Origin of the sequence: Micromonospora sp. NPDC048868, from assembly GCF_043198195.1 — a bacterium.
Lineage (GTDB): Bacteria > Actinomycetota > Actinomycetes > Mycobacteriales > Micromonosporaceae > Micromonospora > Micromonospora reichwaldensis.
In genome coordinates this window covers 331,074-357,880 of sequence record NZ_JBICUN010000005.1, presented here as the reverse complement: position 1 = coordinate 357,880, position 26,807 = coordinate 331,074, and the positions used below count along the sequence as shown (strand labels likewise).

25 protein-coding genes and 2 pseudogenes are annotated in these 26,807 nt (G+C 74.6%); 10 read left to right on the top strand and 17 right to left on the bottom strand.

All coding sequences use genetic code 11. The features are described 5' to 3' along the window. Positions 1 to 128: 128 nt before the first annotated feature. Genes ACGFNF_RS11065 through ACGFNF_RS11055 form a run of 3 tightly spaced genes read right to left on the bottom strand, consistent with a single transcriptional unit; the run spans position 129 to position 2,634 of the window. On the bottom strand, positions 129 to 860 hold the full coding sequence (locus ACGFNF_RS11065) for an ABC transporter ATP-binding protein (protein WP_393167268.1): 732 nt from the start codon (positions 858 to 860) through the stop codon (positions 129 to 131). After that, positions 833 to 1,657, bottom strand: a complete 825-nt coding sequence (locus ACGFNF_RS11060; protein ID WP_393167266.1) for an ABC transporter permease subunit — start codon at positions 1,655 to 1,657, stop codon at positions 833 to 835. Before ACGFNF_RS11060 ends, ACGFNF_RS11065 begins: the two co-directional genes overlap by 28 nt. Then, entirely contained in the window at positions 1,654 to 2,634 is a 981-nt protein-coding gene (locus ACGFNF_RS11055; RefSeq protein WP_393167264.1) for an aliphatic sulfonate ABC transporter substrate-binding protein, read from the bottom strand. The genes ACGFNF_RS11060 and ACGFNF_RS11055 overlap by 4 nt, the downstream gene beginning before the upstream one ends. 192 nt (positions 2,635 to 2,826) lie before the next feature. Here ACGFNF_RS11055 and ACGFNF_RS11050 point away from each other — a divergent pair, with 192 nt between their 5' ends. Continuing rightward, the gene (locus ACGFNF_RS11050; protein ID WP_393167262.1) at positions 2,827 to 3,990 is read left to right on the top strand and encodes an LLM class flavin-dependent oxidoreductase; all 1,164 of its coding nucleotides are present in this window, start codon (positions 2,827 to 2,829) and stop codon (positions 3,988 to 3,990) included. Between the two features lie 203 nt (positions 3,991 to 4,193). Here the strand turns inward: ACGFNF_RS11050 and ACGFNF_RS11045 are convergent, their stop codons facing one another. From ACGFNF_RS11045 to ACGFNF_RS11035, 3 genes are all read right to left on the bottom strand, one after another. Beyond that, positions 4,194 to 5,342 carry an endonuclease gene (locus ACGFNF_RS11045; RefSeq protein ID WP_393167260.1) on the bottom strand — a complete coding sequence of 383 codons (1,149 nt, stop codon included), beginning with the start codon at positions 5,340 to 5,342 and terminating at the stop codon, positions 4,194 to 4,196. Positions 5,343 to 5,535: 193 nt separating this feature from the next. Beyond that, the gene (locus ACGFNF_RS11040) at positions 5,536 to 6,204 is read right to left on the bottom strand and encodes a response regulator (RefSeq protein ID WP_393167258.1); all 669 of its coding nucleotides are present in this window, start codon (positions 6,202 to 6,204) and stop codon (positions 5,536 to 5,538) included. Next, positions 6,192 to 7,481, bottom strand: a complete 1,290-nt coding sequence (locus ACGFNF_RS11035; protein WP_393167256.1) for a histidine kinase — start codon at positions 7,479 to 7,481, stop codon at positions 6,192 to 6,194. The genes ACGFNF_RS11040 and ACGFNF_RS11035 overlap by 13 nt, the downstream gene beginning before the upstream one ends. Before the next feature lie 162 nt (positions 7,482 to 7,643). Here ACGFNF_RS11035 and ACGFNF_RS11030 point away from each other — a divergent pair, with 162 nt between their 5' ends. Beyond that, positions 7,644 to 8,726, top strand: a complete 1,083-nt coding sequence (locus tag ACGFNF_RS11030) for a PIN domain-containing protein (protein ID WP_357577516.1) — start codon at positions 7,644 to 7,646, stop codon at positions 8,724 to 8,726. 106 nt (positions 8,727 to 8,832) lie between these two features. Here the strand turns inward: ACGFNF_RS11030 and ACGFNF_RS11025 are convergent, their stop codons facing one another. From ACGFNF_RS11025 to ACGFNF_RS11005, 5 genes are all read right to left on the bottom strand, one after another. Beyond that, positions 8,833 to 9,699 carry a S1 family peptidase gene (locus tag ACGFNF_RS11025; protein ID WP_357577515.1) on the bottom strand — a complete coding sequence of 289 codons (867 nt, stop codon included), beginning with the start codon at positions 9,697 to 9,699 and terminating at the stop codon, positions 8,833 to 8,835. A 101-nt stretch (positions 9,700 to 9,800) separates the two neighbouring features. Continuing rightward, a complete protein-coding gene (locus ACGFNF_RS11020; protein ID WP_393167254.1) occupies positions 9,801 to 10,316 on the bottom strand; it encodes a 2'-5' RNA ligase family protein in 516 nt (171 codons plus the stop codon). A gap of 24 nt (positions 10,317 to 10,340) precedes the next feature. Continuing rightward, the gene (locus ACGFNF_RS11015; RefSeq protein ID WP_393167252.1) at positions 10,341 to 11,387 is read right to left on the bottom strand and encodes an NAD(P)-dependent alcohol dehydrogenase; all 1,047 of its coding nucleotides are present in this window, start codon (positions 11,385 to 11,387) and stop codon (positions 10,341 to 10,343) included. Positions 11,388 to 11,506: 119 nt separating this feature from the next. Further along, entirely contained in the window at positions 11,507 to 12,262 is a 756-nt protein-coding gene (locus ACGFNF_RS11010) for a Pr6Pr family membrane protein (RefSeq protein ID WP_393167250.1), read from the bottom strand. Positions 12,263 to 12,418: 156 nt separating this feature from the next. Next, positions 12,419 to 13,273 (bottom strand): hypothetical protein, encoded by an 855-nt coding sequence (locus tag ACGFNF_RS11005; protein WP_393167248.1) that lies wholly within the window; start codon positions 13,271 to 13,273, stop codon positions 12,419 to 12,421. A gap of 213 nt (positions 13,274 to 13,486) precedes the next feature. On the opposite strand from ACGFNF_RS11005, the gene ACGFNF_RS11000 reads away from it, so the two are divergent. The 3 genes from ACGFNF_RS11000 to ACGFNF_RS10990 all read left to right on the top strand — a co-directional run bounded on the left by ACGFNF_RS11000 (position 13,487) and on the right by ACGFNF_RS10990 (position 15,280). Continuing rightward, positions 13,487 to 14,398 (top strand): DUF72 domain-containing protein, encoded by a 912-nt coding sequence (locus tag ACGFNF_RS11000; protein WP_151455864.1) that lies wholly within the window; start codon positions 13,487 to 13,489, stop codon positions 14,396 to 14,398. A 102-nt stretch (positions 14,399 to 14,500) separates the two neighbouring features. Beyond that, a complete protein-coding gene (locus ACGFNF_RS10995) occupies positions 14,501 to 14,692 on the top strand; it encodes a hypothetical protein (RefSeq protein WP_393167246.1) in 192 nt (63 codons plus the stop codon). Positions 14,693 to 14,752: 60 nt separating this feature from the next. After that, the gene (locus tag ACGFNF_RS10990) at positions 14,753 to 15,280 is read left to right on the top strand and encodes a DinB family protein (protein ID WP_393167244.1); all 528 of its coding nucleotides are present in this window, start codon (positions 14,753 to 14,755) and stop codon (positions 15,278 to 15,280) included. 96 nt (positions 15,281 to 15,376) lie between these two features. On the opposite strand, the gene ACGFNF_RS10985 is transcribed toward ACGFNF_RS10990, so the two are convergent. The 5 genes from ACGFNF_RS10985 to ACGFNF_RS10965 form a co-directional block, all read right to left on the bottom strand. Beyond that, positions 15,377 to 15,742 (bottom strand): hypothetical protein, encoded by a 366-nt coding sequence (locus tag ACGFNF_RS10985; protein ID WP_357580657.1) that lies wholly within the window; start codon positions 15,740 to 15,742, stop codon positions 15,377 to 15,379. A gap of 162 nt (positions 15,743 to 15,904) precedes the next feature. Next, on the bottom strand, positions 15,905 to 16,540 hold the full coding sequence (locus ACGFNF_RS10980) for a hypothetical protein (RefSeq protein WP_357580656.1): 636 nt from the start codon (positions 16,538 to 16,540) through the stop codon (positions 15,905 to 15,907). 141 nt (positions 16,541 to 16,681) lie between these two features. Next, positions 16,682 to 17,545 carry an alpha/beta fold hydrolase gene (locus ACGFNF_RS10975; RefSeq protein WP_393167241.1) on the bottom strand — a complete coding sequence of 288 codons (864 nt, stop codon included), beginning with the start codon at positions 17,543 to 17,545 and terminating at the stop codon, positions 16,682 to 16,684. 98 nt (positions 17,546 to 17,643) lie between these two features. After that, positions 17,644 to 18,861, bottom strand: coding sequence for a glycosyltransferase (locus ACGFNF_RS10970; protein ID WP_357580654.1), 1,218 nt, complete (start codon positions 18,859 to 18,861; stop codon positions 17,644 to 17,646). A gap of 221 nt (positions 18,862 to 19,082) precedes the next feature. Next, on the bottom strand, positions 19,083 to 20,363 hold the full coding sequence (locus ACGFNF_RS10965; RefSeq protein WP_393167352.1) for a globin domain-containing protein: 1,281 nt from the start codon (positions 20,361 to 20,363) through the stop codon (positions 19,083 to 19,085). A 102-nt stretch (positions 20,364 to 20,465) separates the two neighbouring features. Here ACGFNF_RS10965 and ACGFNF_RS10960 point away from each other — a divergent pair, with 102 nt between their 5' ends. Next, a complete protein-coding gene (locus ACGFNF_RS10960; protein ID WP_393167239.1) occupies positions 20,466 to 21,077 on the top strand; it encodes an RrF2 family transcriptional regulator in 612 nt (203 codons plus the stop codon). Between the two features lie 9 nt (positions 21,078 to 21,086). After that, positions 21,087 to 21,728 carry a class I SAM-dependent methyltransferase gene (locus ACGFNF_RS10955; protein ID WP_393167236.1) on the top strand — a complete coding sequence of 214 codons (642 nt, stop codon included), beginning with the start codon at positions 21,087 to 21,089 and terminating at the stop codon, positions 21,726 to 21,728. A 94-nt stretch (positions 21,729 to 21,822) separates the two neighbouring features. Here ACGFNF_RS10955 and ACGFNF_RS10950 read toward each other — a convergent pair whose 3' ends face one another. Further along, on the bottom strand, positions 21,823 to 23,082 hold the full coding sequence (locus ACGFNF_RS10950) for a hypothetical protein (RefSeq protein ID WP_393167234.1): 1,260 nt from the start codon (positions 23,080 to 23,082) through the stop codon (positions 21,823 to 21,825). 459 nt (positions 23,083 to 23,541) lie between these two features. Between ACGFNF_RS10950 and ACGFNF_RS10945 the strand changes: the two genes are divergently transcribed. The 3 genes and pseudogenes from ACGFNF_RS10945 to ACGFNF_RS10935 all read left to right on the top strand — a co-directional run. After that, positions 23,542 to 25,599, top strand: coding sequence for a type IIA DNA topoisomerase subunit B (locus tag ACGFNF_RS10945; protein WP_393167232.1), 2,058 nt, complete (start codon positions 23,542 to 23,544; stop codon positions 25,597 to 25,599). 29 nt (positions 25,600 to 25,628) lie between these two features. Further along, positions 25,629 to 25,889, top strand: a pseudogene (locus ACGFNF_RS10940) (DNA gyrase subunit A); the annotation flags it as partial. Next, a pseudogene (locus ACGFNF_RS10935) lies at positions 25,863 to 26,693 on the top strand (LAGLIDADG family homing endonuclease); the annotation flags it as partial. The pseudogenes ACGFNF_RS10940 and ACGFNF_RS10935, both read left to right, overlap by 27 nt. Positions 26,694 to 26,807: the final 114 nt, after the last annotated feature.

Sequence of the window (26,807 nt, the reverse complement as noted above, 5' to 3'; positions counted from 1 at the left end):
CCGGCTTCCCGCCGGTCGACCCGGATAGGCGAGAGCGGCCCCGGCCCCACCCGGATCGGCCGGGTGGGGCCGGGGCCGTGGACGGATCTCCGTGGCGAGGACCGGCCGGTGCGGGGCCGGCGGCGCGGTCAGGCGGCCGGCACGCCGAGGCGGTCGAGCAGGTGGCGGCGCAGCGCGCCGAAGGCCGGCTCGTCCGGCGTACGCACCGACCCCAGGTCGACCGGGAGTTCCTCGGCGATGACGCCCCCTTCCAGCAGCAGGATCCGGTCGGCGAGCAGCAGGGCCTCGTCCACGTCGTGGGTGACCAGCAGGGCGGCGAAGCCGTGCTCGGCGCGCAGCCGGCGTAGCAGCCCCTGCATCCGCAGCCGGGTGAGCGCGTCGAGGGCGCCGAACGGCTCGTCGAGCAGCAGCAGGTCGGGCTCGCGGACCAGCGCCCGGGCGACGGCCACCCGCTGCGCCTGGCCGCCGGAGAGTTCGGCCGGCCAGGCGCGGCGCCGGTCGGCGAGCCCGACCTCGGTCAGGGCCCGGTCGATCCGCCGGTCGGTGTCGGCGCCGGCCAGGCCGAGCCCGACGTTCTCGGCCACCCGTTTCCAGGGCAGCAGCCGGTGCTCCTGGAACACCACGGCGGCCGTGCCGTGCACGGTGGTTTCGCCGGTGGCCTCGCCGTCGAGGCCGGCGAGGATGCGCAGCAGGGTGCTCTTGCCGGAGCCGCTGCCGCCCAGCAGGGCCACCACCTCGCCGGGGGCGATGGTCAGGTCGACGCCGGCCAGCACGACCGTCGGGCCGAACGCCCGGCGTACGGCGTGGGCGGTCAGCACCGGCCCCGCGCCCGTCAGGTCGCCCGCAGTCCGCGACGCCACGTCAGCGTCCTCCTCTCCGCGACACGCAGCGCCAGGTCGGACGCCAGGCCGAGCAGCGCGTAGATCAGCAGGCCGAGCACGACCACGTCGGTCTGGCTGAACTCGCGCGCCTCCATCATCAGGAAGCCGATCCCGGTCTGGGCGTTGACCTGCTCGCCGACGACCAGGCTGAGCCAGGCCGCCCCGATCGCCAGGCGCAGGCCGAGGAAGAGGGCGGGCAGCGCGCCGGGCAGCACCACGTGGCGCAGCCGGGCGGCCTGCCCCAGCCCGCACGTCCGGGCCGCCTCGACGAGGCGTTCGTCGATGTCGCGGATGCCGGCGTAGGTGTTGAAGTAGATCGGGAAGAACGCACCCAGGGCCACCAGGCTGATCTTGAGCGACTCGCCGATGCCGACCCAGATGATCAGCAGCGGCACCAGTCCCAGGTGGGGCAGCATCCGGGCCATCTGCACCGGGGGGTCGACGAGGTCGTCGCCGAGCCGGAGCAGCCCCGCCACGGTGCCGAGCAGCAGGGCGAGACCCCCGCCGATCAGCAGGCCGACGCCGGCGCGGGTGAGCGAGTCGACCAGGTGGACGGCCAGGGTGCCGTCGCGGGACAGCCGCCATCCGGTGGCCAGCACGTTGCTCGGCGCCGGCAGCTTCTCGGGCGCCAGCAGCCCGATCCGGCCGGCCAGCTCCCAGGAGAGCACCAGCAGCACCGGGCTGGCGAGCCGGCGCCACCGCCGGGCCGGCCGCGCGGGCGGCTCAGTCCGCGTCGGTACGGTCGCCGGGGCGTCGGCCAGCGTCGTACGGCTCACTGGAAGACCTCGTTGAACCGGCCGTCGACGCGGCCCCGGATGTCGACCGGCCCCGGGACGAGCTTCAGCGCGACGAAGCCGTCCGCGATCGCCTGGAGTTCGTCGCCGATGGCCGGGGTGACCGGGGACAGGGGCTTGGCGCTGCGGAGCAGGGCGCGTTCGGTGACGTCCTGCGCGATCTTCAGCTCGGGCGCGAGGGTGCGGGCGCGCTCGTCGGGGTTGGCGATGCCCCAGTCCGTCACCGTCCGGTACGTCCGCAGGAGCGCCTGGACGTCGTCCGACCGGTTCTGTACGGCGTCGGGGGAGGCCAGGACGTACTCCCGGTTGCTGGCGAGGCCGGTGGCGTCGGCGAGCACCCGGACCCCGGGCCGCTCGGCCAGGGCGAAGTACGGGTCCCAGATGATCCAGGCGTCGACCTGCCCGTTGTCGAACGCGGGCCGTCCCTCGGCGGGCTTGAGGTACTTGACGTTGATGTCGTCCAACGTCATCTGGTGCGCCGCCAACAGACGCACGAGCAGCCAGTGCACGTTGGAGCCCTTGTTCAGGGCCACCGTCCTGCCCCGCAGGTCGGCGAAGGTGCGGTAGCCGCTGTCGTCCTTGACCAGCACCGCCTCGCCCTGCGGGACGGGCGCGGAGGTGCCGATGACGGAGAACGGGATCCTGGCCGCCGCGGCGAAGACGGGTGGTGCCTCGCCGACCTGCCCGATGTCGATCGAGCCGGCCTTGAGCGCCTCGGTGAGCGCCGGGCCGCTCTCGAACAACGACCACTGGACGTCGGGGGCGGCGTTGCGGGCCTTGACCAGGCTCAGTCCTCCGAAGCGCTGGTAGCCGATCCGAAGTGGGCCCTTGTCGCCGCCGGCCGCCGCGGACCCGTCACCGCAGGCGCTGACGCCGCCGACCGCGACCAGTGCCACGGCGGTGAGCAGTGCCGTCACCAGGCGGTGCCGACGGGGGAGGGCCGTTCTGGGGGTTCGCATGACAGCTCCTACGGAGATGGACCCGGGGGGCGCGACGGCTCCGACAGCCGCCGACCCGACTAAGCCTACTAACCCGATAGGTTTTATGGGTAGACTGTCGCCGGGATCGTCCCACCCCTCAGGAGCACCCGGCCGCCGGCCGCCTGCCCCGCCGCACCTCTTCTCAGCCACCGCACTGGAGGAAAGATCCGGATGGCCCTCACCTTCCACTGGTTCCTGCCCACCTACGGCGACAGCCGGGACATCGTCGGCGGGGGCCACGGCGTGCCGGTCGGCACGGCCGGCGGCGCCCGCCCGGCGACCGTCGCCTACCTGGGCCAGATCGCGCGTACCGCCGAGCAGCTCGGCTTCGTCGGCGCGCTCACCCCGACCGGCGCCTGGTGCGAGGACGCCTGGCTGAGCACCGCCATGCTCACCGAGGTGACCGAGCGGCTGAAGTTCCTGGTCGCCTTCCGCCCCGGTCTGCTCACGCCCGCGCTGGCGGCGCAGATGGCCTCGACGTTCCAGCGGCTCTCCGGCGGCCGGCTGATGGTCAACGTCGTCACCGGCGGCGAGTCGTACGAGCAGCGCGCCTACGGCGACTTCCTGGACAAGGACGCCCGTTACGCGCGCACCGACGAGTTCCTGCACGTCGTGCGGGCGCTGTGGCGCGGCGAGACCGTGGACCACGCCGGCGAGCACCTGCGGGTCGCGCAGGGCCGGCTCAACCGGCTACCGGACCCGGTCCCGCCGATCTACTTCGGCGGCTCCTCCGCCGCCGCGCTGCCGGTGGCGGTGCGGCACAGCGACGTCTACCTCACCTGGGGCGAGCCGCCGGCCCAGGTGACCGGCAAGCTCGACCGGGTCCGCGCGCTGGCCGCCGAGGCCGGCCGCGAACTGCGCTTCGGCATCCGGCTGCATGTCATCACCCGGGACACCGCCGAGGAGGCCTGGGCGCAGGCCCGCCGCCTGCTCGACGGCATCGCCGAGTCCGACCTGCGGGCGGCCCAGGCGGGGCTGCGCGGCAGCGAGTCCGAGGGGCAGCGCCGGATGCTCGACCTGCACGGGGGCTCCCGCGACGGGCTGGAGGTCGCCCCCAACCTCTGGGCCGGCTTCGGCCTGGTCCGGGGCGGCGCCGGCACGGCCCTCGTGGGCAGCCACACGGAGGTGGCCGACCGGATCGCCGAGTACCACGCGCTCGGCCTGGACGAGTTCATCCTCTCCGGCCACCCGCACCTGGAGGAGGCGTACTGGTTCGGCGAGGGCGTGCTGCCGATCCTGCGCGCGCGGGGGCTGTGGCGGCACCCGGCCGGCGAGGCCCAGCCGGTGCAGCCGAGGAGCCTGCCGTTCGTCCCGGAACCCGCCGGCGCGCGGTGACGATCCTCGCCCCGGCGGGCCGGGCCGGTGGATCCGTCCGGGCCCGCCGGCCTGCCGGGTCCGTCCGGGGCGCGGGCGGACGGATCAGGCGCGGGCGCGGCGCGTGGCGCGGCGGGTCCCACGGGCGCGGGCCGACCGGCCGCCCGCCGGTCGGCCGGTCCCCCCCGACGGAGGACCGGCCGGGACGCGCCGCTGTGGCGAGGTCAGCCCCAGATGGCGGTCGCCCACTCCGGGTGGTCGACGAACGGGTTCCGGTTGCCCTGCCAACGCTCGTAGATCCGCTGGTTGCGGCGCTTCTCGAAGGTGTCCGGCGGGTCGGCCAGGTTCCACTGGAGCAGCACCGACATCTTGCCGTGGTACGGCGCACTGCCGTTGTTGACCGACTGGTTCAGCTCCAGGTTGGGCCAGCCGTCGGTGCCCTCGTACCGGATCGCCATGTACATCAGCATGCGTGCCACGTCGCCCTTGACCGCGTTGCGCGGCTCCCACGAGTCGGCGTCGGTGTAGCAGCCCGGCGCCTCGGCGACGGGGCTGCCGCCGGTGTCGAAGTCCTTGTTGCCACGCGTCGAGTTGACCGAGACGTCCTCCGGCCGGAGGTGGTGGACGTCCGTGCCCGGGCCGGTCGCGGTGCCGAAGTCGCCGTGCGACTTGGCCCAGACGTGCTCGCGGTTCCAGTCGTTGACGCCGCCGCCGTTGCTGCTCTTGCTCTGGGACCGGCCGGTGTTGAGCAGGATGACGTTGTTGGTGTTGGCCGGGTCCTGGTCGGTGTCCTTCAGCGCCTCCCAGACCTGGTCGTAGGAGAGCTTCGTCTGCACCTTGATGATCGAGTGCAGCGAGCTGCGCAGCGCCGTGCCGGACTTGCCGATCGCGTTGGCGTAGTAGGTGGAGTCGTAGTCGCCGCCGGGCACCGGGGTGCCCGTCGGGACCGGAGTCGGCGACTGGCTCGGCGAGGGCGTGGTGCCGCCGAGGGTCATCGCCGTCGGGTTCTTCAGGCCGCCGTGGCTGAAGTAGGCGGTGAGCGTGCCGGTGGCCGTGATCCGCTGGCCCCGCAGGCCCGGGTTGGTGAGCAGCCCGAACGTGCTCCGGTAGGCGGCGGTGACCTGGACGTAGAGCATCCTGCTCGCGCCGGTCTCGGCGGCCGTGTCGGCGATCGCGATCGCGGTGTCCGCGGTGAAGCCGGACCTGAGCACCGTCGTGGCGCTGGTCGGCTGGCCGATGACGTAGCCGGTCACGGCGGCCGTCCGGCCGTCCTGCGCGGCGAGCGCCTGGGCCACGGTAAGGGGGCCGGCGGCCGACGCCGCCGCCGTCACCGCCACGGGCGCCACCAGGACGACGGCCAGCGCGAACGCCATCGCCAGCCTTCTGGGCCCCGAGCGGGTACTGCTCCTCGTATTCATGAGCAGCGATGCTAGCGGGGCGCGGGTGAACGGCGGGAGATCGGGACCGCAACTTTTCGGCGCGGCGGCCGCGCTTGACCGCCACACGGCCGCGCCTGCCCGGCCGCACGGTCGCGCCGGAGGCGGCCACCGGCCGCGCCGGAGCCGGCTACCGGGGCGACGGGCCCGCGCGCAGGTAGGTGAGGGCCGCCAGCACCCGGCGGTTGGTGTCGTCGCTGGGCGGCAGGCCGAGCTTCGCCAGGACGTTGCCGATGTGCTTGCCGATGGCCGCCTCGGTGACGTGCAGCCGCGCGGCGATCGCCGCGTTGGAGTGCCCCTCGGCGAGCAGCGTCAGCACCTCGCGCTCCCGGGCGGACAGGGCCGCGAGCGGGTCGCGCGGGCGGTGCAGCAGCCGGCGCACCACGTCGGGGTCGACGACCGTGCCGCCGCCGGCGACCGTACGCAACTGTCCGGCGAACTCGGCGACCTCGGCGATCCGGTCCTTGAGCAGGTAGCCGACGCCCCGGCCGTCGCCGCTGGCGAGCAGGGCGGCGGCGTACTCGGCCTGCACGTGCTGGCTCAGCACCATGACGGCGAGCCGCGGCCGTTCGGCGCGCAGGTCGACGGCGGCCCGCAGCCCGTCGTCGTGCGGGCCGGGCGGCATCCGGATGTCGGTCACCACCAGGTCCGGCTCGTGCGCCCGGACCGCGTCCCGCAACTGCGGTGCCGTGCCGACGGCGGCGACCACCTCGAAGTCGAACCGGGCCAGCAGGCCGGCGAGGCCCTCGCGCAGGAGGACCTCGTCCTCGGCGAGCACGACGCGCGTCACCGGCGGCACGGCAACTCCACCCGGACGAGTGTGGGGCCGCCGGGCGGGCTGGCGAGCAGCAGCCGCCCGTCGGCCGCGGCGACCCGGTCGGCGAGGCCGGTCAGACCGGTGCCCCGCGCCGGGTCGGCGCCGCCCTGGCCGTCGTCGGAGATCTCCACGACGAGTTCGCCGTCGGCCGGGACGAGCCGGACCTCGGCCCGGGTCGCCCCGGCGTGCCGGACGACGTTGCCCAGCGCCTCCGACACCACGAAGTACGCGGTGCTCTCGACGAGTTCGGACAGCGGCTGCCCGAGGTCGGCGTGGACGGTGACCGGGATGGTGGCCTCGCCGGCCAGTTCCCGTACCGCGCCGGCCAGGCCGAGGTCGGTGAGGCTCTGCGGGCGGATGCCCTGCACGATCTGCCGGAGCTCGACCATCAGGTTCTTGGCCTGGTCGTGCGCCACGGCGAGCGGGGCGGCGGCGGGGGAGCCCTCGGGCACGTCCAGCCGGGCCAGGCCCAGGTGGAGGGTGAGGCTGGTCAGCCGGGGCTGCGCGCCGTCGTGCATGTCGCGCTCGATGCGGCGGCGTTCGGTCTCGTACGCGTCGACCAGCCGGGCCCGCGAGCGGCTGACCTCCCGCAGGGCCGCCCCGTCGGCGGGCCGGCCGAGCAGCCACCGGGTCACCGCGCCCTGGGCCGCGGCGAGCGCGCCGAGCCCGTACCAGAGCACCGGGAGGAGCAGGACCCCGAGGACGGCGTACGGGACGGCCTCGCCGGCCGTGTCGACGGTGGTCCAGACCACGATGACCTCGTCGGCGTCGCCCACCAGCCAGGGGCTGGCGACCAGCGTGAGGTCGAGCAGCACGAGCAGGGTGGACACGGTGTAGCCGAGCGGCACGACGCCGCCCAGCCAGAAGGTGTGAGCGACCTCCCGCCACGCGTCGGCGCCGGTGTAGCGCGCGGCCAGGCCCCGCCACCGGTACGCCGGCAACGGCCGCCCGTCCACGAGGCCGAGCCGCTGCCGTTCCACGGCGGTCACCGCGATGCTCACGACCGGGGCCGACGCCAGCACCGTCAGCGCGCCGACGGCCAGGAACAGCACGAGGGGCAGCTCGACCGGGCGGCCCTGCCGGGCGGCGTTGACCGCCGCCAGCAGGGGCGCCCCGACGACGAGCAGCCCGACGGCGAGCACCCCGGCGACCGGGACGGTGGTGAGCAGGTAGGCCAGCGCGCGCCACGGCCACGGGGAGAGCAGGTATCCGGGCCGGCGCAGCGCCTCGGCCAGGCACAGGGGACGGGCTGTCGTCATGCCGCTGACGCTAACGGCGGGTGACGCGCCGACCCAGCCGTCTGGAGGTAGTTCCCGGGTAGGGCCAGCACTACCCGGTGGCCGGACGACCCCGGCGGGCAGCGCGCCGGGCCAGCGGCGGACGCGACGGTGCGGCACCCCGACGGGGGTAGGCTGACCTGCGTGGATCACGAAGACCGCATCGCCCTCTTCCTCGACTACGAGAACCTCGCGCTGGGGGCCCGCGACCACCTCGGCGGCGTGGCCTTCGACTTCCGTCCCATCGCCGACGCCCTCGCCGAGCGCGGCCGGGTGGTGGTGCGCCGGGCGTACGCGGACTGGTCGTACTTCGACGAGGACCGGCGGATGCTCACGCGGTCGCACGTCGAGCTGATCGAGATTCCCCAGCGGATGGGGGCCTCGCGCAAGAACGCCGCCGACATCAAGATGGCCGTGGACGCGGTGGAGCTGGCCTTCGAGCGCGGGTACATCTCGACCTTCGTGATCTGCACCGGCGACAGCGACTTCACCCCGTTGGTCCACAAGCTCCGCGAGCTGAACAAGCGCGTCATCGGGGTGGGCGTGGAGAACTCGACCTCGGCGCTGCTGCCGCCCGCGTGCGACGAGTTCCTCTACTACGACCGGTTGGAGGGCGTCGACATCCCTCCCGCCCGGGTCCGACGGGGCCGCCCGGCCCGCCTGCCCAGCCCCGACGTGCCGCGGGTGGAGCAGGAGCCCGAGCCCGAGCCGCAGCCGGCGGCCGAGGAGCCCGGCCGGGACGTCGACACGCTCGCCGTGTTCGTGGCACAGACCGTCGCCGGCCTCCAGGGCAGTTCGAGCGGCGAGGTGACGGCCTCGACGTTGAAGCGCACCCTGCTGCGCAAGGACCCGACGTTCAGCGAGTCCGACTACGGGTTCCGCACGTTCGGCGAGCTCATGCGGCACCTCGCCCAGCACAACGTGGTCGAGCTGGCGGAGGGACCCGCCAAGGGCGACCCCGAGGTCTCCCTGCCCGAGCACGGCGACCGGGAGGTGGCGTTCGGGCTGCTCGGCTCGGTGGTGTCGGACCTCGCCGGAGACGAGGGCGCGGTGGCCCTCTCCGGGTTGAAGAACCAGCTGCGCCGGGCGCGGCCGGACTTCAGCGAGAAGAAGCTGGGTTACCGCAGCTTCCTCCAGTTCTGCAAGGCGGCCGCCACCAGCGGCGTCGTCGACCTGCGGTGGAGTCCCGAGGCCGACGACTACCTGCTCACCCCCCGGGCCGCCTGAGCTGCTGCCGCCCGGCGGCGTCGTGGCGGGCGCTCCCTTTCGACCTGCGGGCTGACCGCCGCGCCCGGCCCGGCCCGTCGCGCGGGCCGGGCCGGGCCTCGACGGGTCAGGGGACGGTCACGCCGTACGCGGCCAGGATCTCCATGATCGGCTGGTAGTAGGTGGTGCCGCCGCTGGTGCAGTTGCCGCTGCCACCGGAGAGGATGCCGAGGATCGTGCCGGTGCCGGCGGCGTAGAGCGGCCCGCCGCTGTCGCCCGGCTCGGCGCAGATGTTGGTGCGGATCAGGCCGGCGACGCTGCCCTCGGCGTAGTTGACGGTCGCGTTGAGCCCGGTGACCGTGCCGCAGCGCACCCCCGTCGTGGAGCCGCTGCGACAGACCGCCTGCCCGATGTAGGCGTTGCCGGCGCCGTTGATGGTGAGCAGGCCGGGGTACGTGTAGACGGCGCTGGGGTGGGCGACCAGGCTCGTGTAGCGGACCAGCCCGTAGTCGTTGCCGGGGAAGCTGCTGCCCGCCCGGCTGCCGAGGACGGTGGTCTGCGCGCTGTTGGCGTACCAGGTCGTGCCGACGGCGGTGCAGTGGCCGGCGGTGACGAAGTAGTAGGTGGTGCCGCTGCGGACGTTGGCGCCGAGGGAGCACCTGCCGCCGCTGTAGATCGCCTGCCCGCCGGCGATGAGGATGCGCAGCTCGCCCGGTTCGTGCCGGAGCACCGCACCGGCCCGGGCGGCGGTCGCCCGCAGCGCGGCGACGTCCCGGGCGGAGACGGTGTCGTCGACGGTCAGGGTCATCCGGCCGGTGGCGGGGTCGAGCCCCCAGGCGGTGCCGGCGGTGCGGACCTGTGCGAGCGCGGCCGCGGCGCGGCCGGGGTCGTGGTCGGGGGTGGCCCCGCCGGGGCCGGGGGCGGCGTGGGCGGGCGTCGGCAGGCCGAGCAGCAGCGCGGCGAGCAGGAGCAGGGCGGGCGGGAGACGACGCATCGAACCTCCATAGATTCGTTTCTGTCGATTCCCTACAGGATCCACCCCCGGCGTGACACGGACAAGCGGCTCGTCGTGCCGGCGACCCGTCCGCGGTCCGGCTACGGCAACGGCTGGGAGATGCCCCGGGCGTGGTCGGTGAGGGCCGCGCCGACCACGGTCGCCTCCAGCGGCAGCATCTCCAGGCAGCGGCGCACGGCGGCGGCCATCAGGGCGTTCGGCACCCGCATCGACAGCGTGCAGTGCGGCACCCAACGCCCCGGCCGGTAGTGCTCGACCAGCCCGATCCCCGCCTCGGTCAGCCGGTCGTGCACCCGCGCGTGGTGCGCGAGCAGTTCGGCGGTGGGGGTCGGGCCCAGCCACAGCACCCGGCCGACGAACTGCCCGGCGTGCTCGAAGCTCAGCCGCAGCGGCGCGGCCACCACCGTCCCGCGCAACGCCGCCGCGACCCGCTCCGGATCGAAGCGGGTCGCGACGGCGAGTGAGACGTGTGGCCGGTGGCGCTGCTCCAGCAGCGACCGCATGCTCTGCACACCCTCGGACTCCAGCGCGTCCCAGAGCACCCGGATCCGCCGGGTGGCGTCGGTGTCCAGGTAGAGCTCCAGCGCCGCGACCACATGATCATCCTAGGGTCGCGGTGGTCACGGCACGACGACCGCCCGGCCCTCCAGCGTGCCGTCGCGCATCTTCCGGTACGCGACGACCGCCTCGTCCAGAGAAAAGGTGCTGGCCTTCGGCTTCACCAGGCCCCGGGCGCCCAGCTCGAGCACCTCGATGAGTTCCGGCCGGCTGCCCCAGTACGTGGTCTGGATGCTCACCTCGTACGGCACCGAGAAGAAGCCCACCGGCAGGGTGCCGCCGCCGATACCGACGATGGTGAGGTCGCCGACGGTGCGGGCGGCGGCGGCGCCGAGCGCGAGGGTCGCATCGGCGCCGACGAAGTCCAGGACCACGTCGGCACCCCGGCCGCCGGTGGCCTGGCGGATCTCCTGGGCGGTGTCCGCGCCGGAGAGCATGGTGAGGTCGGCACCGCACTCCTCGCCGAGCTTCAGCGCCTCCTCGCGGGTGTCCACCGCGATCACCCGGGCCGCGGTGGTCGCCTTGAGGATCTGCACGCCGACGTGCCCGAGCCCGCCCACGCCGATCACCACGGCGGTGCTGGTCGGGCCCAGCTTCAGCCAGGACCGGCGGATCGCGTGGTACGGGGTGAGCCCGGCGTCGGTCAGCGGCGCCGCCAGCACCGGGTCGAGCCCGTCGGGCAGCGGCACGACGAGCCGGGCGTGCGGCACCAGCATGTACTCGGCCATGCCGCCGTCCAGGCCGAGGCCGCCGCCCCCGCCGGGCACCGGCGCCTCGGCGACGTTCTCGCAGTACGACTCGACGCCCACCCGGCAGCGTTCGCAGCTGCCGCAGCCCCACGGCCCGTAGACGGCCACCGGCTGGCCCACCGTCAGCCCGCTCACCCCGTCGCCGAGCGCGTGCACCCAGCCGGCGTTCTCGTGGCCGAGGATGAACGGCGGGTTCCAGGGCACCGCGCCGGCCTCGAAGTCGTGCATCAGGTGCAGGTCGGAGTGGCAGGCGCCGGCACCGCCGATCTTGACGACCACCTGACCCGGGCCCGGGGTCGGCTCGTCGACCTCGACCAGTTCGGGCTCCGACTTCCAGTTGGGCAATCGCAGCGCGCGCATGACGCCTCCTGTTCTCCCGCTTCCGGTCCGTCTGCCGGCTGCCCGTTCCGCGGGAGCCCAAACGGCCCGCCGCGACGCTCCGTCCGCCCCGTGGCGGTGAGCCGCCGCAGGCGTGGACGTCAGGACAGGGCCGTGGCGTCGGGCCGGGCGGCGTCCGGGGCCGTGGAAGGGGCGTCGGGGGTCCTCGAGGGGGCGTCCGGGGCCATGGAGGGGGCGTCCGGGCTGGTCGAGGGGGCGGCCGGCGCTCCGGCACGGCGGCCCAGGCCCCGGTCGACGGCGACGAAGAGCAGGCCCAGCAGCCAGAACGCGGCGGCGAAGAAGACCGCGCTGACGGCCACCCCGGCGTAGCCCAACTCGCCCGCGTCGATGAACGGGTACGGGTACGTGTCCACCACCAGCCCCCGCAGCAGCGCGAAGCCGAGGTATCCGAGGGGGAACGCCAGCCACCAGGCCGCGTAGCGTGGGCGGAGCCGGCCCCGGCGGTCGAACAGCGCCCAGTCCGCCACGGCCAGCAGGGGCACGACGGTGTGCAGGAACTGGTTGCCCAGCGCCTCGCCGAGCGTACGGTCGGCCTGCGGCATCGCGAACGGGCTGGCCGGGTTGGCCAACACCAGGTGGTAGACCACGCCGGTGATGGTGATGTAGAGCGTGACCGCGCCCTTGAGCGCCGAGGGCGGCTCGGGCCGGTCCTGCCGGGCCAGCCAGGCGGCGTATCCGGCGAAGAGCCCGACGGCGAGGTTGCTCTGGATCGTGAAGTAGGGCAGCAGGCCGGTGAGCGTGGCGAAACCGAGCGCGGTGAGCACGATCCCGGCCAGCACGCTGATCACGATCGCCAGGCGGAAGACCACCGCCACGCGTCGACGCCGCAGACTCATCGGGGCAAGCTATCAGCCGCCTGGAGCCGAGGTCACCGGCCGACGTCGCGCGGGCCACGCCGCCGGAGGAGGGCGTGCCGGCAGGGACGCGCCCCACCCGTCGGCCGCCGGTCAGCCCGCCTCGCTGCCGCTCAACCCGGCGGTTCGGCGGTCCGGTCAGTCCGCCTCGCCGCCGCTCGGTGCGGCGGTGTGGCGTCCCTGCTCCGGCGAGACCTGGACGGGGCCGGGGCGGGCCGGTCGCGCGGCCGTGGCCGACGGCGACGCCGTGGGCGGCGACCCGGCCCGCCGGCTCGGGTCGGCCCCGGGGCGGCCGGTCGGCTCCGCCCCGGGGCGGCCGGTCGGGTCGGTACCGGGTCGGCCGGTCGGCGTGACTGTCGGCCCGCCGGACGGGCTGCCGTGCGGGGCGGGGCTCTTCGGCTCGCCGGCCAGCACCCGCTCGCAGTAGCCGGCCACCTTCCCGTGGCCGCCGGCGGCGCGGATCAGGTCACCGAAGGCGGCCTCGTCCGGGAGACCGCCGTCGCCGGCGTCCGCCCGGTACGCCCGGCACAACTCCCGCACCGCTGCGTCCGGCTCCGGCCGACCGTCCACCCCGCCCGTCGGGGCGGACGGCGGATGGTGGGCCGTCGTGGGGGCGGCGCCCGTGGTGGGGGCTGGCCCGGGCGCGGCGGTGGTGGGTGCCGGACCCCGCAGCGGGTGGGGCAGCGCGCCCCCGGTGGCGGCGAGGGCCACCCCGCCCGTGAGGGCGAGGGCGGCACCGGCCAGCGCGGCGCGTACGCCGAACCCCGTGAGGGCGCGCCGGCGGCGCGGCTCCGGCCGGCCGAGCGGGTTGCCGGCCCGGGCCAGCCGGTAGGCCCGTACGGCTGCCTCCTCGCCGGCCAGTTCGTCGGCGTGGGGCGTGGCGCGGACCGCCGTCAACAGCGACGTGAGGGGGTGCGGGCCGTCCTGCGGGTCGAGGACAGGGCCGTCGAGCAGCCGCTCGACGGTTTCCTGGTCCATCCGGTGTGCGTTCATCTCGTGTCCCTCAGCGCCACGGGCCGTCGGGCCGTCACACGGGTCGGGGTGTGACGTCCGACAAGTGCCGGGCCGGGGGCGGGACGGGACCGACCGGTTCCGCGGGTCCGCCCATGATCACTGGCGTCGGTCGATCGCCTCGCGCAGGTCGTCCGGACGCCGGGTTTCCGCCAGCGGTTGCCGATTCGTCCGGTGCGCGGTGCACTGAATCACATGGGTGTGATCAAGGTGGGCACGTCGTCCTGGGCGGACCAGATGCTGCTGCGCTCGGGCTGGTATCCCCGCGCGGCCAACACCCCGGCCGGTCGGCTCGACTTCTACGCCGGGCGCTTCCCGCTGGTCGAGGTGGACACCTCCTACTACGCGGTGCCCGTGCCCGAGACGACGCGAGGCTGGGTGGACGCCACGCCCGAGGGCTTCACCTTCGACGTGAAGGCGTTCAGCCTCTTCACCGGTCACCCGACACCGGTGGCGGCGCTGCCGCGCGACCTGCGCCCGGCCGGCGGCCCGAGCCGGATCCGCCGCCGGGACCTCCCCGCGGCCGCGTACGACGAGCTGTGGGACCGGTTCCGGGCGGCGCTGGACCCGATCGCGGCGGCCGACCGGCTCGGCGCGGTCCTGCTCCAGTTTCCGCCGTGGCTGGCCCGTGGGGCCGCCGCCGAGCGGCGCATCGCCGAGCTGGCGGAGCGGTGCCAGCCGTGGCGGGTCGCCGTCGAGCTGCGCCACGCGTCCTGGTTCGACGGCACCGCCGCGCTGGACACGCTCGGGTTCCTGCGGGAGCGCGGGCTGTCGTTCGTCTGCGTCGACATGCCGCAGGGGCACGCCTCGTCGGTGCCGCCCATCCTGTTCGCCACGGCGGAGCTGGCGGTCGTCCGGTTCCACGGCCACAGCACCGCCTGGGAGACGGGGGACAAGCAGGAGAAGTTCCGCTACGCGTACGGCGACGAGGAGCTGCGCCGCTGGTCGGAACTCCTGGTCGAGCTGGCCGGGCAGGCGGGGGAGCTGCACGCGCTGTTCAACAACTGTTGCGGCGACCAGGCCCAGCGTGACGCCGCCCGCCTCGCGGAGCTGCTCGGGGTCCGCCCGGCGGGACGCGACCGGGCGGGAGCCGGTTCGCCGTCCTGAGCACGCGCCGGCGCCACCCGGGATCGTCGGCGTGGCGGCCAGGTTTCCCCGCCGGCCGCCCGGGTACCGGCGGGGGCGTGAGCGACGGAAGGGGACGCGGTGATGGGTGAGCAGCGGCAGGAGCACCTCGAAGAGGCGACGCCGGGTGCACCGGGGGACGCGGCGGCGCGCGAGACCCGGGAGGCGCAGGAGGCGCACGGCGGCAGCATGGCGCCCGCTCTGGTGGACGACACCGGTCACCCGGTGGCGGCGGACCCGGCCGAGGTCGCCGGAGAGGACACCGCCGGCGGCTGACCCCGTCGCGCGGGGTCCAATTCCGTGGACCCGGCCGGTGCCCTCCGGCATGATCGCCGGATGGCGACAACCTCCCGTGCGCTCCTGCGCTGGCAGTTCGACCTGACGTGGTCGCTGTTCGAGTACCACCTCGAGCGCCTCGACGCGGCGGACTTCCTCTGGGAACCGGCCGCGCTCTGCTGGACGGTGCGTCGCGACCCCGCCGGCGGCTGGACACCCGACTGGGCCGACACCGAACCCGACCCCGTGCCGGTCCCGACGATCGGCTGGCTGTCCTGGCACATCGGCTGGTGGTGGACGGTGACCATGGACCAGCTCGGGGGACGGCCGGCACGGCAGCGCACCGACGTGCGATGGCCGGGCGCGGGCGAGCCGACGGTCGCCTGGCTGCGGGGCCTGCGCGCCGAGTGGCTGGGGCACCTCGACCGGCTCACCGACGCCGACCTCGACGGCGCCGCGCCGTTCCCGTGGCAGGACGACCCGGGCCACACGGTGGCGCACATGCTCGCCTGGGTCAACGCCGAGCTGATGAAGAACGTGGCCGAGATTGGTCAGCTCCGGCTGCTGCGGGCGGCGGGGCGCGCCTGACCGTGAGGCCTTCCGCCGAGGGCGGTCCCGTCCGCGCAGCGCGGGGTCCAGGTCGGGCGACCACGCCTCGTGCGGCCCCGTGCCGGGGGGCGCCCGTCAGGAACGTCGGCCCCTGGTCCGCAGCGCGTCCTCCGTCCGCTCCTCGACGTCGGCGGCGTCGGGGAAGGACCGTCGGGTCGGCGCCGGGTCGGGCGGCGCGCCGGGGCCCGCCGGCCGCGTGGGTGTCGGTTCGACCGGGCCGAAGCCGTGCCGCCCAGCGGGGCCGGACGGTCCCGCCGGCTCGTCGGCCCGCCGTTCCCCGCGCCGCCCTTCCGGCACGGCGGTCTCCTCGCTGCCCTCGTTCATGGGGTCGTGCTCAGCGACGCCCCACGGCGCCTCCACGTCCATGCCGTCCCTGGTCACCCAGGGCGTGGTCGCCTCCGGTGGGCGTCGGCCCCCGCCGCGTCCCTCTCCTGCCGTCATGGCCACCTCGCTGCTCGGTCCGCCGGTACCGGCCCCGAGTGCCCGTCACCGGGGCGGTCATGCCTCGCCGGCGCCCGGGGCCGCGGTGCCGGCGGGTGGGGACGCGCGCAGCGGCGCCCCGCCGCCGAGGAGTCGGCGGGACGCCGTCCGGCGGCACGTCCGTCAGCAGCGGCCGGACTTCGCCATCCGCTTCTGCCTGGCCCCGCCCATCGCCATGAGCGCGCCCATCCCCTTCGGGGCGTTCCGCATGCCGCCCATGCGCCCGAACATCCCCCGGAACACCTCGCCGGGCTTCTGCTGCTCGCCCATGTACGCGGTCATCACGATGAGCGCCCCGGTCATCGCCGGGATCGCCCACTGGAGCATCCGCATCTGCCGCTGGCACGACGCCACGTTCGACGGCGTGTGCGAGTTCGGTTCGGTGACCCCCTCGACCGCCGGCCCGCCGGCCTTCTCCAGCTTCATGCCGAGCAGTCGGCTGTAGCCGGTCACCGCGAGCGCGCCGACCGTCAACGCCGTCTTCAGCGTGCTGGCCCGCGCCACCCCCGCCTGGGCGGCCACCCGGGGGCTCTCCGTCACCAGTTCCCCGACGGCCCCCGCCAGGTGGGCGCCGATCGCCGCGGCGTTCACCGGGGTCCACCGGGCCCAGCCGGCCGAGGCCATCGGCAACCGCTGGGTCGAGTCGTTCATCTGTGCCGCCGCGCCGTTGACGCCGAACGCTCCCATCAGGGAGCCCCCGAACCAGGCCGCCAGGCCCAGGTCGTGCATCGAGCGCAGTGCGGTGTGCCGTTCGGACATCTGATCCCCTTCCACCGTGTCGGGCGGTGCGGCATACCCGCCGCCCGGCCGGCTAATCCCACCCGTGACCTGCCGATACGCCTCGGCCGCACAGATACCGGACCCGGCTGATGCACCCGCTCGTGCCGCGCGCCGCCAGGGTCAGCGGGCCGGCAGGTCGGCGGCGAAGCGGGCCACCCGGGCCGCCAGCGGGGCGCTCGCGCGTACCCAGGTGAAGTGGTCCATCCGGGCGCCGGCCTGCGCCGGCGTGTAGCGCTCGCGCGCGACGGGCGCCGCGGCCAGCTTCGCGCACAGGTGGTCGACGGTCTCGTGCGGGGTGTACTGGTCGTCGTCGACGCTGACCGCGAGGACGGGGGTCCGCAGCGCCCGCACGGCCGCCTCGGCGTCCACCCCGTCGAGGTGCGGGAAGCGCCCGGTCCGCGCGGTGTACGCCCAGTCCCGGATGACCCCGCGCGCCTGCCGGCCGCCGAAGCCCCAGCCCGGCCAGACGCCGAGCAGCCGGGCGGTCGCCGCGATCCCCTGGGTGTACGGCAGGACGCCGTATCCGCGCAGGCCCGGGTAGCTGCGCCACCACGGTACGCCGACGGCGACCAGCGCCAGCCCGTCGACGTCGTGCTCGCCGTGCAGGGCGAGGTGCAGCAGCGCCGCCTGCCCGCCGAGGGAGTGCCCGAGCAGCAGCGTCCTGCGCCCGTCCCGCCGGGACTTGAGCGCCGCCAGCGCGGCGCCCACGTCGGCGGCCAGTTCCGGGTAGCCGTACCGGCAGGCGCGGCTCGGCTTCGGGGTGCTCTCCCCGGTGCCGCGCAGGTCGGCCACCGCCACGGCCAGGCCGGCGGCGCACAGCGCGGCGGCGAACGGCCGGTAGTAGCGTGCCCGGACGCCCATCGCGGGCGTGATCAGCACCAGCGGGGCATCGGCGACGCCCTCCGGATCCGGATACACCTGTAGCCCGATGCGGGCCCCGTCGACCTCGACGAACTCCTGCCGGTATTCCCCCGTCGCGTTCACCGGCCCAGGCTACGGCCCGTGGCTACCGACGGGTAACCGCGAGGTGGTGGGCGTCACGTCCCGGGCGACGACCGGGGGCCGCCCACCACCACCCTGCGCTACGCCACCGCCGGAGCGGGTCGCCCGACCGTGCTGACCGTGGCGTAGACCGTGCTCAGCTGCTCGGCGCAGCGCTTCCACGAGTACCGGTTGCGGATCCGGTCCAGCGCCGCCGTCGCGTACGCGAAGCGACGGACCTTGTCGGCGAGCAGCCGGCGGACCGCGGTGCCGAGGGCCCGGGGGTCCCGGGGCGGCACGAGGTCGCCGGTCAGGCCGTCGACCACGGTGTCGGCGATCCCGCCGACGTTCGTGCCGACGACCGGTACGCCGCACGCCATGCCCTCCAGCGGGGTGAGCCCGAACGGCTCGTACCAGGGGGCGGCCACCAGCAGGTCCGCCGAGCGGTACCACGGGGCCAGCTCCTCCCGGGGCAGCCCGCCCAGCAGCTTCACCCGGTCGGCGACCCCGCACGACTCGGCGAGCGCGCGGAGCCGACGGGCGAAGCCGTCCGCGGGGAGCAACTCCGCCGGCGGGCCGCCGACCACCACGCACTCGGCGTCCGGCACGGCCGGCAGCGCCCGGATGACGTCCTGGATGCCCTTGCGCTCCACCAGCCGGCCGACGGTGATGATCCGGGGGCGGGCCGGGTCGCGCGGGGCGACGGGCCCGTCGGGACGGAACAGCTCCTGGTCGACCCCGGCGGGGACCATCGTCATCCGGGACCGGGGCACGCCGAGGCGGACCAGCTCGCCGACCTCGTCCTGGCACTGCACGATGATCCGGTCGGCGGCCCGGCCCAGGGCCCGCTCGTAGCCCACCCGGCCCGGTGGGCTGGTGTCCCGGGCGCCCTGCAACCGCCGCTTCACCGAGCCGAGGCTGTGGTACGTCAGCACCACCGGCACCCCGGTGCGCCGGCCGGCGTGCAGGGTGGCCAGCCCGCTCGTCCAGAAGTGGGCGTGCGCCACGTCCGGCGCCCAGTCGCCGTCGCGCCACTGACCGGCCAGCCAGCGTCCGAACTCGCCCAGGTGCGGCAGCAGCTCGTCCCTCGGCACCCGCAGCGCCGGACCGGCGGGCACGTGGCACACCCGGTAGCCGTCCGGGGTGACCACGGAGTCGGGCGGCACGGTGGAGTCCCGGCGGGTGTAGACGCGGACGTCGTGCCCCTCGCCGGCCAGCGCGGCGGCGAGCTCCGCCACGTGCGTGTGCTGACCGCCGGATTCCTCCACCCCTCCGACGGCGAGCGGACTGGCGTGCTCCGAGATCATCGCGATACGCATGTGCTTCCTCCATCGGCCGGCCCGTCGGCGGGGACCCGGTCGAGCCCCGGGGCGTCTCCTCGCCGCCTGGCGGACCCCGCCGCAGAAGTCCCTACCCCCGACCTCCCCTCCTAACCGCCGCCTGCCCGGCTCGTCCTGACGGGCCGTCCGTCGGGTGTGGAGCGGCCGACGGGCGGCGGGGCGAACCGCCCCACCGCCCGTGACCGCCCGGTCGCGGCCGGTCAGGACCGGTCGTCGTGGAGCATGCCCGGCCCGAAGACCTCGTAGGCGATCCGCTCCACCGGCACCCCCCGGCGCAGCAGGCCGCCCCGGACGGTGTTCATGAACGGCAGCGGCCCGCAGAGGTGCACGTGGGCGTCGGGGGAGAGCGGGATCAACGCCGGGTCGACCCGGCCGGCGATGACCTCGGCGGTCACCCCGGCCAGTTCGCCGTCGGTGAGGTCCTCGTACCAGAGGGCGGTGCGCAGGTTGGGCAGCGCGGCGTGCAGGCGCGGCAGTTCGCCGCGGAACGCGTGCGCCGCGCCGGCCCGGTCGGCGTGCACCAGCACCACCGGGCGCTGCGGCTCGGTGGCGGCCAGGTGCTCCAGGGCGGCCATCGCCGGGGTCAGGCCGATGCCCGCGCTGACCAGCAGCAGCGGGCCCTCCCCGGCCACGGCGCTGACCTCGCCGAACGCCGGGCTGAGCCGGAGGACGTCGTCGACGCCCACGCGCTCGTGCAGGAAGGTGGAGACCATGCCGTCGGGGGCGTCGCCGACGCCGCGTACGTGCTTGACGGTGATCCGCCAGTGGTCGGCGCCGGGGCGGCCGGAGAGGCTGTACTGGCGGATCTGCTGACCGCGCCCGCCGTCGAGGTCGACGGCGACCGAGGTGTACTGGCCCGGGACGAAGGAGGGCACCGGGCCGCCGTCGGCCGGGACCAGGGTGAACGACACGACGTCCAGCGCCTCGGTGGCCCGGGCGACGACCCGCCAGTCCCGCCAGACCGGCTCGCCCTCGGCCAGCCCGGCCACGGTGTAGAGGCGGGCCTCCCGGGCGATCAGCTCGCAGGCCAGCAGCCAGTAGACCTCGTCCCAGGCCGCCGCGACCTCGTCGGTGACGGCGTCGCCGAGCACCTCGCCGACGGCGGCGAGCAGGTGCCGGCCGACGATCGTGTACTGGGTGGCGGTGATGCCGAGCGAGGCGTGCTTGTGCGCGATGCGGTCCAGGATCGGCCCCCACGGTGCGTGGCTGCCGCCGGTCAGGTGCTCCGCGTACGCGACCACGGCGGCGGCGAGGGCGGCCTTCTGGGTGCCGGTGGCCTGGTTGCTGCGGTTGAAGATGTTCAGCAGTTCGGGGTGCGCGTCGAACATCCGCTCGTAGAACCGGCCGGTGATCGCCTCGCCGTGCGCCTGCACGGCGGGCAGGGTCGCCGTCACCACTGCTGCTGAGGACTCCGAGAGCACGACTGTCTCCTTCTGGGCTGAACCGCTTCGGGCCCCGACAGCAAAACAGGTATTCGAAATACCTCTTCAGGGCCGAAGGTCCCGGGTCGAGGGTCGTCCGGATCACATCCGGGGCCCGGCCGGCCGTGGTGGGCGGTCGACAGCGCTGGCTAGGGTCGAGGCGTGAAGCTCAACCGGTCCACCGACATGGCGCTGCGCATCGCCATGCTGGCCGCCGCGAACCCGCGACGGATGACCGTGGACGAGCTGTCCGACCAGCTCGGCCTGCCCCGCAACCACGTCGCCAAGGTGGTGCAGCGGTTGCAGCGGCTCGGGGTGCTGGTCACCATCCGGGGCCGTTCCGGCGGGGTGGCCTTCGCCGAGGACGGCGGGAGGACCACGGTCGGGCACGTGGTCCGGGCCTTCGAGGGCGACGACGAGGTGGTGTCCTGCGACGAGCCGGCCTGCTCGCTGCGCGCGGCCTGCCGGCTGCGGGGCGAACTGCGCCGCGCCCGCGACGCCTTCCTCGCCGTGCTGGACGACGTGACCCTCGGCGAGCTCGTCGCCGGGCCGACCGGCCCGGCGCTGCTCGCCCTCGGCCTGCCCCGCCCCCGGCCGGTGCCCGACGCGCCGCCGTCCGGCGGGTCGCCGGGGCGCGACGTGTCGCCGTCCGGGGGGCCGCCGGGGCGCGATGCGTCGCCCTCCGCGACCGTGCCCGGCCCGCCGGAGCCCCACGCACCGCCGTCGCCTGTCGGGCCCGCCGGAGCCCGGCCGGCCGTACCCGGTCCGGTCTGAGGAGTGACGATGCCCGCCAACGAGGTCTCCCACCCGGTCTTCGCCCGGGTGTTCCAGCGGGCGAGCGTGGCGATGGACCGCGCCGGTGCGGCCGCTCACCGGCGGCGCCTCGTCGCCTGCCTCGCGGGCCGGGTGGTCGAGGTCGGCGCCGGCAACGGCCGCACCTTCGCGCACTACCCGGGCACCGTCGGGCGGGTGCTGGCGGTGGAGCCGGAGCCCCGGCTCCGGGCGGCGGCCCGGGAGGCGGCGGCCACGGCTCCCGTACCCGTCGAGGTGGTCGACGGCCTCGCCGAGGCGCTGCCGGCGCCCGACGGCGACGCCGACGCGGTGGTGCTCTCCCTGGTCCTCTGCTCGGTGCCCGACCAGGCCGCCGCGCTGCGCGAGGCCCGCCGGGTGCTGCGGCCCGGTGGGCAGGTGCGCTTCTTCGAGCACGTACGCGCGCAGAGTCCCGGCCTGCGCCGCGTGCAGCGGTTGGCCGACGCGACCGTCTGGCCGCTGCTCTGCGGCGGCTGCCACACGGGCCGCGACACGGTGGCCGCGATCCGGGCCGCGGGCTTCACCGTCACCGAGCTGGACGCGTTCCGCTTCCCCGACAGCCGGCTCCCGGCCCCCGCCGCCCCGCACGTGCTCGGCGTGGCCACCCGCGACTGATCCACCCTCGCCCGTTGCCGTGCCGGTCCGTTCCGGGCCCGGACGTGGCGGAACCCCGCGCCGGGCGGCACGGGGTTCCGGGACGCGGTCGCGGTCAGGAGACCGTGATCGAGCCGTCCCCGGCGCGGACGCAGGCCACGGAACGCGCACCGGTGGTGGCCGCGCCCGTCAGGCACTGCCCGAGCACCTGGTGGCCGGCGGCGTTCGGGTGCCACGACTCCTGGCAGGTCTGGAAGTAGCTCACGCAGGTGTTCGCGATCCGCTGGATGGCGATCTTGTCCTTGCCGGCGAGGCTGGTGACGAAGACGCCGTTGGGCGGGCTGTCCTGCAGCCGGATCGGGGTGGCCAGGGTACCGGCCGGGCTGGACGCCGACTCGCAGAGCCGGGCGCCGTCGAAGGCCCGCTGCACGTTGAGGTAGACCAGGTCCGCGCCGGGGAACTCGGCGGCCAGGGTGTCCCGGGTGGACTTCACCAGGGTGCCCAGCCCCTGCGAGAAGCGGTGCCCCGGCAGCAGGCTGGCCCGGTGGATCGGGCAGCCGGCCGCGTACCGCTCGGCACCCAGCGCGCGGAACTTGTCCCGGGTGTCGTCCCGGCTGTCCTCCTCGTGGAACCCGGGGGCGAGGTCGAACGGCAGCGGGTTGGTGTAGTCCTGGAAGACGATCCGGTGCTGGCCGTCGGCGTCGATCTCGCGCAGCGTGGCGAGGAGCTGGCGTACGGCCGAGGTGGTCTCCGCGGTCGCGGCGCTCCACTGGGCGGCGGTGGCCAGGTCGGCGTCGGAGCAGGGCTTCTGCTCCACCGGCCCGCCCAGGTAGGCCCAGAACTCCCACCAGCCGGTCCAGGCGTCGGCGATGAACCGGTTGGCGCACTTCTCCGCGACGCTGCCGAAGGTGAACGAGCTGTTGTTCGAGCCGAGCCCGAGCAGGACCAGGTCGATGTCGTGGGTCCGGCCGACCGCGCGGAGCTGGTCGAGCTGGGCGGCCACCTGACGGCCGTTGGCCCGGGCCGAGGAGGCGGCGGCGATGTCGTGCGGCTGCCCGCCGGAGCAGGCGAGGTTGAACCGGTCCTGGATGCCCGGCAGGTTGGCCCGGTGCAGTGAGGCGTTCGCCGAGCGGTGGCAGAAGAACGCGTTGTTGTTCGCGGCGGTCCAGCCCGGGAAACCCTGGGCGACCCCGTTGACGTCGGCCACCGGGGTGTACGCCCCGGCGCCCTCGCCGCTGATGAAACTGTCGCCGAGCGCCACCGCGGCGGTGGGCGGGGCCGCCGAGGCCGGGGCGCTCAGCCCGACGGCGGTCGACAGGGTGGCGGTGGCGACGGCGAGCACCGCCGCGAGTGCGGTACGACGGAACCTGGACATGTCGTCCCCTAACTGTCCATCGAAACGTGAAAGATCCTCCGAGGGCGCGATCAGATCACTCCGGCACGACGGGCGTCAATGGCCCGTAACAAGATCTTTCCGAGAGGGACACACTCGCCCCGGCCGCGACCCCGGCGGCGCCGGCGGTCGGAGCGCAGGTCCGGGGCGTCCGTGGTGGCGCCCGCCGCGTGGGGGAAGGCCGGCCACGGCATCGTTGTTGTCCGGGTGGAGCCGCCCGCCGGCCGGTGCCATCGCAAACCGGTCACGGTGGCTCCGATACGCCGGAACCGGACGGAACGCGCTACCCTGCCGCCCGGGCCCGACCCACGGCGAGGCGCGTGCCTCGCTGCGGGGCGCCGTCGTCCTGTCGCATCTCCCGGTTAGGCTCGCTGCGGCGCGCGGGCCGGCCGACGACGTCGGACGCGGCACCACATCGCCGAGACCTGGGAGTACGACCAGTTGACCGCAGAGCCTGAGACCCTGTATGGGGCCGACGACCTCACGCACCTCGAGGGGCTGGACGCCGTCCGCAAGCGGCCCGGCATGTACATCGGCTCCACCGACAGCCGTGGCGTGGGTCACCTCGTCAACGAGATCCTCGACAACTCGACGGACGAGGGCGTCGCCGGCCACGCCACGAAGGTGGAGGTGACGCTGCACGCCGACGGCTCGGTCCAGGTCGACGACGACGGTCGGGGCATCCCCACGGACGTGCACGCGAAGTCCGGCATCTCCGGCGTCGAGCTGGTGCTCACCCGGTTGCACGCGGGCGGCAAGTTCGGCGGCTCCGGCTACAAGACCTCCGGCGGTCTGCACGGCGTGGGCGCCTCGGCGGTCAACGCGCTGTCCCGCCGGTTCGACGTGACCGTACGCCGGGGCGGCAAGGTCCACGCGATGTCGTTCCGGCACGGCGTGCCGGGGATCTTCGACGGTGACGGCCCCGACGCGGCGTTCACCCCGGGCCCCGGCCTCCAGATCGTCGGCGCGATGAAGCGCGGCCAGCGCACCGGCACCTCGATCCGCTGGTGGCACGACGCGCGCTACTTCGAGACCGGGGCCTCGCTCGACGCCGACGCCGTGCGGCTGAAGCTGCGCAACACGGCGTTCCTGGTGCCGGGTGTGAGCTACACGCTGCGCGACCAGACCGGCGAGGAGCCGACCGAGGAGAGCTTCCACTACCCCGATGGCCTGACGGACATGGTGGAGTTCCTCGCCCCGGCCGGCGACCGGCCCGTCTCCGGCATGCTGATGGTCACCGGCGAGGGCACCTACCGGGAGAACGCCGCCGACGCCAACGGGGTCATGCAGTCCAACGTGCAGCGTCGGGCCGAGGTCGAGGTGGCCTTCCGCTGGGGCACGGGCTACGAGCGCACCGTCGAGTGCTTCACCAACACCATCCGCAACGCGCACGGCGGCACCCACCGCAAGGGCTTCGAGCGGGGCCTGGCGCGTACCCTCGCCGACGCCGTCCGCAACACCCGTGGCCTGCTCAAGGCCAAGGAGGACCCGCCGACCCTCGACGACGTCCTGGAGGGCATGACCGCGGTCGTGCACGTCCGGATCCCGGAGCCCCAGTTCACCTCGCAGACCAAGGACGAGCTCTCCACCGCCGGCATCACGAAGGTGATCCAGGGGCTGGTCGAGCAGCACCTGAAGGCGTGGCTGGAGGACCGCCGGACCAAGGCCGAGGCACGTACGGTCCTCCAGAAGATCGTCGACGCGGCGCGCGTACGGCTGACCCAGAAGCAGCAGAAGGACGCCGCCCGGCGCAAGACCGCCCTGGAGGGCGCGTCGATGCCGCCGAAGCTGGTCGACTGCCGCGCGGCGGGCATCGAACGCAGTGAATTGTTCATCGTGGAGGGCGACAGCGCGTTGGGGACGGGGCGACTTGCCCGGTCTGCCGAATACCAGGCACTTCTTCCGATTCGGGGCAAGATCCTCAACGTGCAGAAGGCCAACCTCCAGCAGGTGCTGGACAACGCCGAGTGCGCCGCCATCGTGCAGGTGCTCGGCGCCGGCTCCGGCCGCACGTTCGACCTGTCCGCCATGCGGTACGGCCGGGTGCTGATCATGGCGGACGCCGACGTGGACGGCGCCCACATCCGCACCCTGCTGATCACGCTCTTCGCCCGCTACATGCGACCGCTGATCGAGGCCGGCCGGCTCTACGCGGCGATGCCGCCCCTGCACAAGATCACCACCAGGGGGCGCAACCCGCAGACGATCTACACCTACACCCAGGCGGAGATGGAGGCGACGGTCCGCAAGCTGGAGAAGGCCGGCAAGCAGATCGTCACTCCGATCCCGCGTTTCAAGGGTCTCGGCGAGATGGACGCCGACGAGTTGTGGGAGACGACGATGAACCCGGCCACCCGGGCCGTGCGCCGGATCACCATCGACGACGTCGACGCCGCCGAGCGGATCCTCGAACTGCTGATGGGGGAGAAGGTCGAGCCGCGCCGCAACTGGCTGATCGACTCCGCCGACCGGGTCGACCGCGAGGCGATCGACGCATGAGCACCGCCCGCCGAGAGGGAAGCTGAACGATGGCACGCCGCAAGGACGACCGCGCCAAGGTGGACCTGTCCGCCTTCGACCAGGCCGGCGCGCGGGTCTTCGACAACCCGCTGGTCACCGAGGTCTCCGACTCCTACCTGGAGTACGCCTTCTCGGTGATCCACTCCCGGGCCCTGCCCGACGCCCGCGACGGCCTCAAGCCGGTGCACCGGCGCATCCTCTGGTCCATGTACGAGCAGGGCCACCGCCCCGACCGGGGGCACGTGAAGTCCGCCCGCATCGTCGGGGACTGCTTCGTAGCCGGGACCCTGGTCTCGACGCCCGAGGGCCTGCGGCCGATCGAGGATGTCGACGTCGGTGACCTCGTGTTGGACGGCGACGGGGCTGCCATCCCGGTGGCCGCTGCTTATCGGAATCCGGATTCGGAGCTGGTCCGGGTCACGTGGAGCAACGGCCACACCATGGTCGTGACGCCCGGACAGCGTTTCCGTGTGGTGGATGAGGACCTGGCTGTCCGGTGGGTGGAAGCCCGAGACCTGACTGGGCATCTCACTGTCGCGTACGGGACGCGCCGCGGGGCGGCACCGGCACCCGCATCCGGCGGCGACCCGTACGACTACGTCCGTGGGCTCGTGGTGGCCGAAGGTTTCGCCGTCGACCGGTCTCGCGACGCTGACGGCCGCGTACGGCTGCACATGTGCGACGTCGAACCGCTCGACGTCGCCCACGGATGGGCCATCGAGAACGGGTTGAACGCCTCCCGAGGCAAGCGCGAAGCAAGCGATCCGCGCCATCGCGACCAGCACATCCTCACCTTCGCCAGGCACGAGGGGCTGCTCGAGGCCGGCACGCCACTCAGTCACGCGAAGCGGGTGCCCGACGACGTGCTCGCAGATCGTTCCGCGTGGTCGCCGTTCCTCGCCGGCTTCTTCGACGGTGACGGCTACATCCGCAAGCGTTTCCGCGAACTCGTCTTCGTGAGCACCAGCGAAGTGTTGGTGCGTCAGATCTACTCCATGCTCGCCGACCTAGGGGTGCATGGTCACCACTGGAACAGCGGACGCGACGGCCACCGCCCGCTTCTCGGCCTCTCCGTCACCGGCCGGGATGCTGCTGTGATCGCCGAGTTGCTCCTGCCCTGGGTGCGCATCGGTTACAAGAGCGACGGCCTCCGGCGGGTGGTCGAGCTGGGCTATCGATACGGGGGC

What these genes read in the sequence shown, in the direction of transcription:
- ACGFNF_RS11055 (WP_393167264.1), bottom strand. Translation starts at nt 2,634, where the DNA reads ATGCGAACCCCCAGAACGGCCCTCCCCCGTCGGCACCGCCTGGTGACG.
- ACGFNF_RS11035 (WP_393167256.1), bottom strand. Translation starts at nt 7,481, where the DNA reads ATGACGACAGCCCGTCCCCTGTGCCTGGCCGAGGCGCTGCGCCGGCCC.
- ACGFNF_RS11050 (WP_393167262.1), top strand. Translation starts at nt 2,827, where the DNA reads ATGGCCCTCACCTTCCACTGGTTCCTGCCCACCTACGGCGACAGCCGG.
- ACGFNF_RS11025 (WP_357577515.1), bottom strand. Translation starts at nt 9,699, where the DNA reads ATGCGTCGTCTCCCGCCCGCCCTGCTCCTGCTCGCCGCGCTGCTGCTC.
- ACGFNF_RS10990 (WP_393167244.1), top strand. Translation starts at nt 14,753, where the DNA reads ATGGCGACAACCTCCCGTGCGCTCCTGCGCTGGCAGTTCGACCTGACG.
- ACGFNF_RS11015 (WP_393167252.1), bottom strand. Translation starts at nt 11,387, where the DNA reads ATGCGCGCGCTGCGATTGCCCAACTGGAAGTCGGAGCCCGAACTGGTC.
- ACGFNF_RS10995 (WP_393167246.1), top strand. Translation starts at nt 14,501, where the DNA reads ATGGGTGAGCAGCGGCAGGAGCACCTCGAAGAGGCGACGCCGGGTGCA.
- ACGFNF_RS10985 (WP_357580657.1), bottom strand. Translation starts at nt 15,742, where the DNA reads ATGACGGCAGGAGAGGGACGCGGCGGGGGCCGACGCCCACCGGAGGCG.
- ACGFNF_RS11000 (WP_151455864.1), top strand. Translation starts at nt 13,487, where the DNA reads ATGGGTGTGATCAAGGTGGGCACGTCGTCCTGGGCGGACCAGATGCTG.
- ACGFNF_RS11005 (WP_393167248.1), bottom strand. Translation starts at nt 13,273, where the DNA reads ATGAACGCACACCGGATGGACCAGGAAACCGTCGAGCGGCTGCTCGAC.
- ACGFNF_RS10950 (WP_393167234.1), bottom strand. Translation starts at nt 23,082, where the DNA reads ATGTCCAGGTTCCGTCGTACCGCACTCGCGGCGGTGCTCGCCGTCGCC.
- ACGFNF_RS10980 (WP_357580656.1), bottom strand. Translation starts at nt 16,540, where the DNA reads ATGTCCGAACGGCACACCGCACTGCGCTCGATGCACGACCTGGGCCTG.
- ACGFNF_RS10970 (WP_357580654.1), bottom strand. Translation starts at nt 18,861, where the DNA reads ATGCGTATCGCGATGATCTCGGAGCACGCCAGTCCGCTCGCCGTCGGA.
- ACGFNF_RS11045 (WP_393167260.1), bottom strand. Translation starts at nt 5,342, where the DNA reads ATGGCGTTCGCGCTGGCCGTCGTCCTGGTGGCGCCCGTGGCGGTGACG.
- ACGFNF_RS11010 (WP_393167250.1), bottom strand. Translation starts at nt 12,262, where the DNA reads ATGAGTCTGCGGCGTCGACGCGTGGCGGTGGTCTTCCGCCTGGCGATC.
- ACGFNF_RS10955 (WP_393167236.1), top strand. Translation starts at nt 21,087, where the DNA reads ATGCCCGCCAACGAGGTCTCCCACCCGGTCTTCGCCCGGGTGTTCCAG.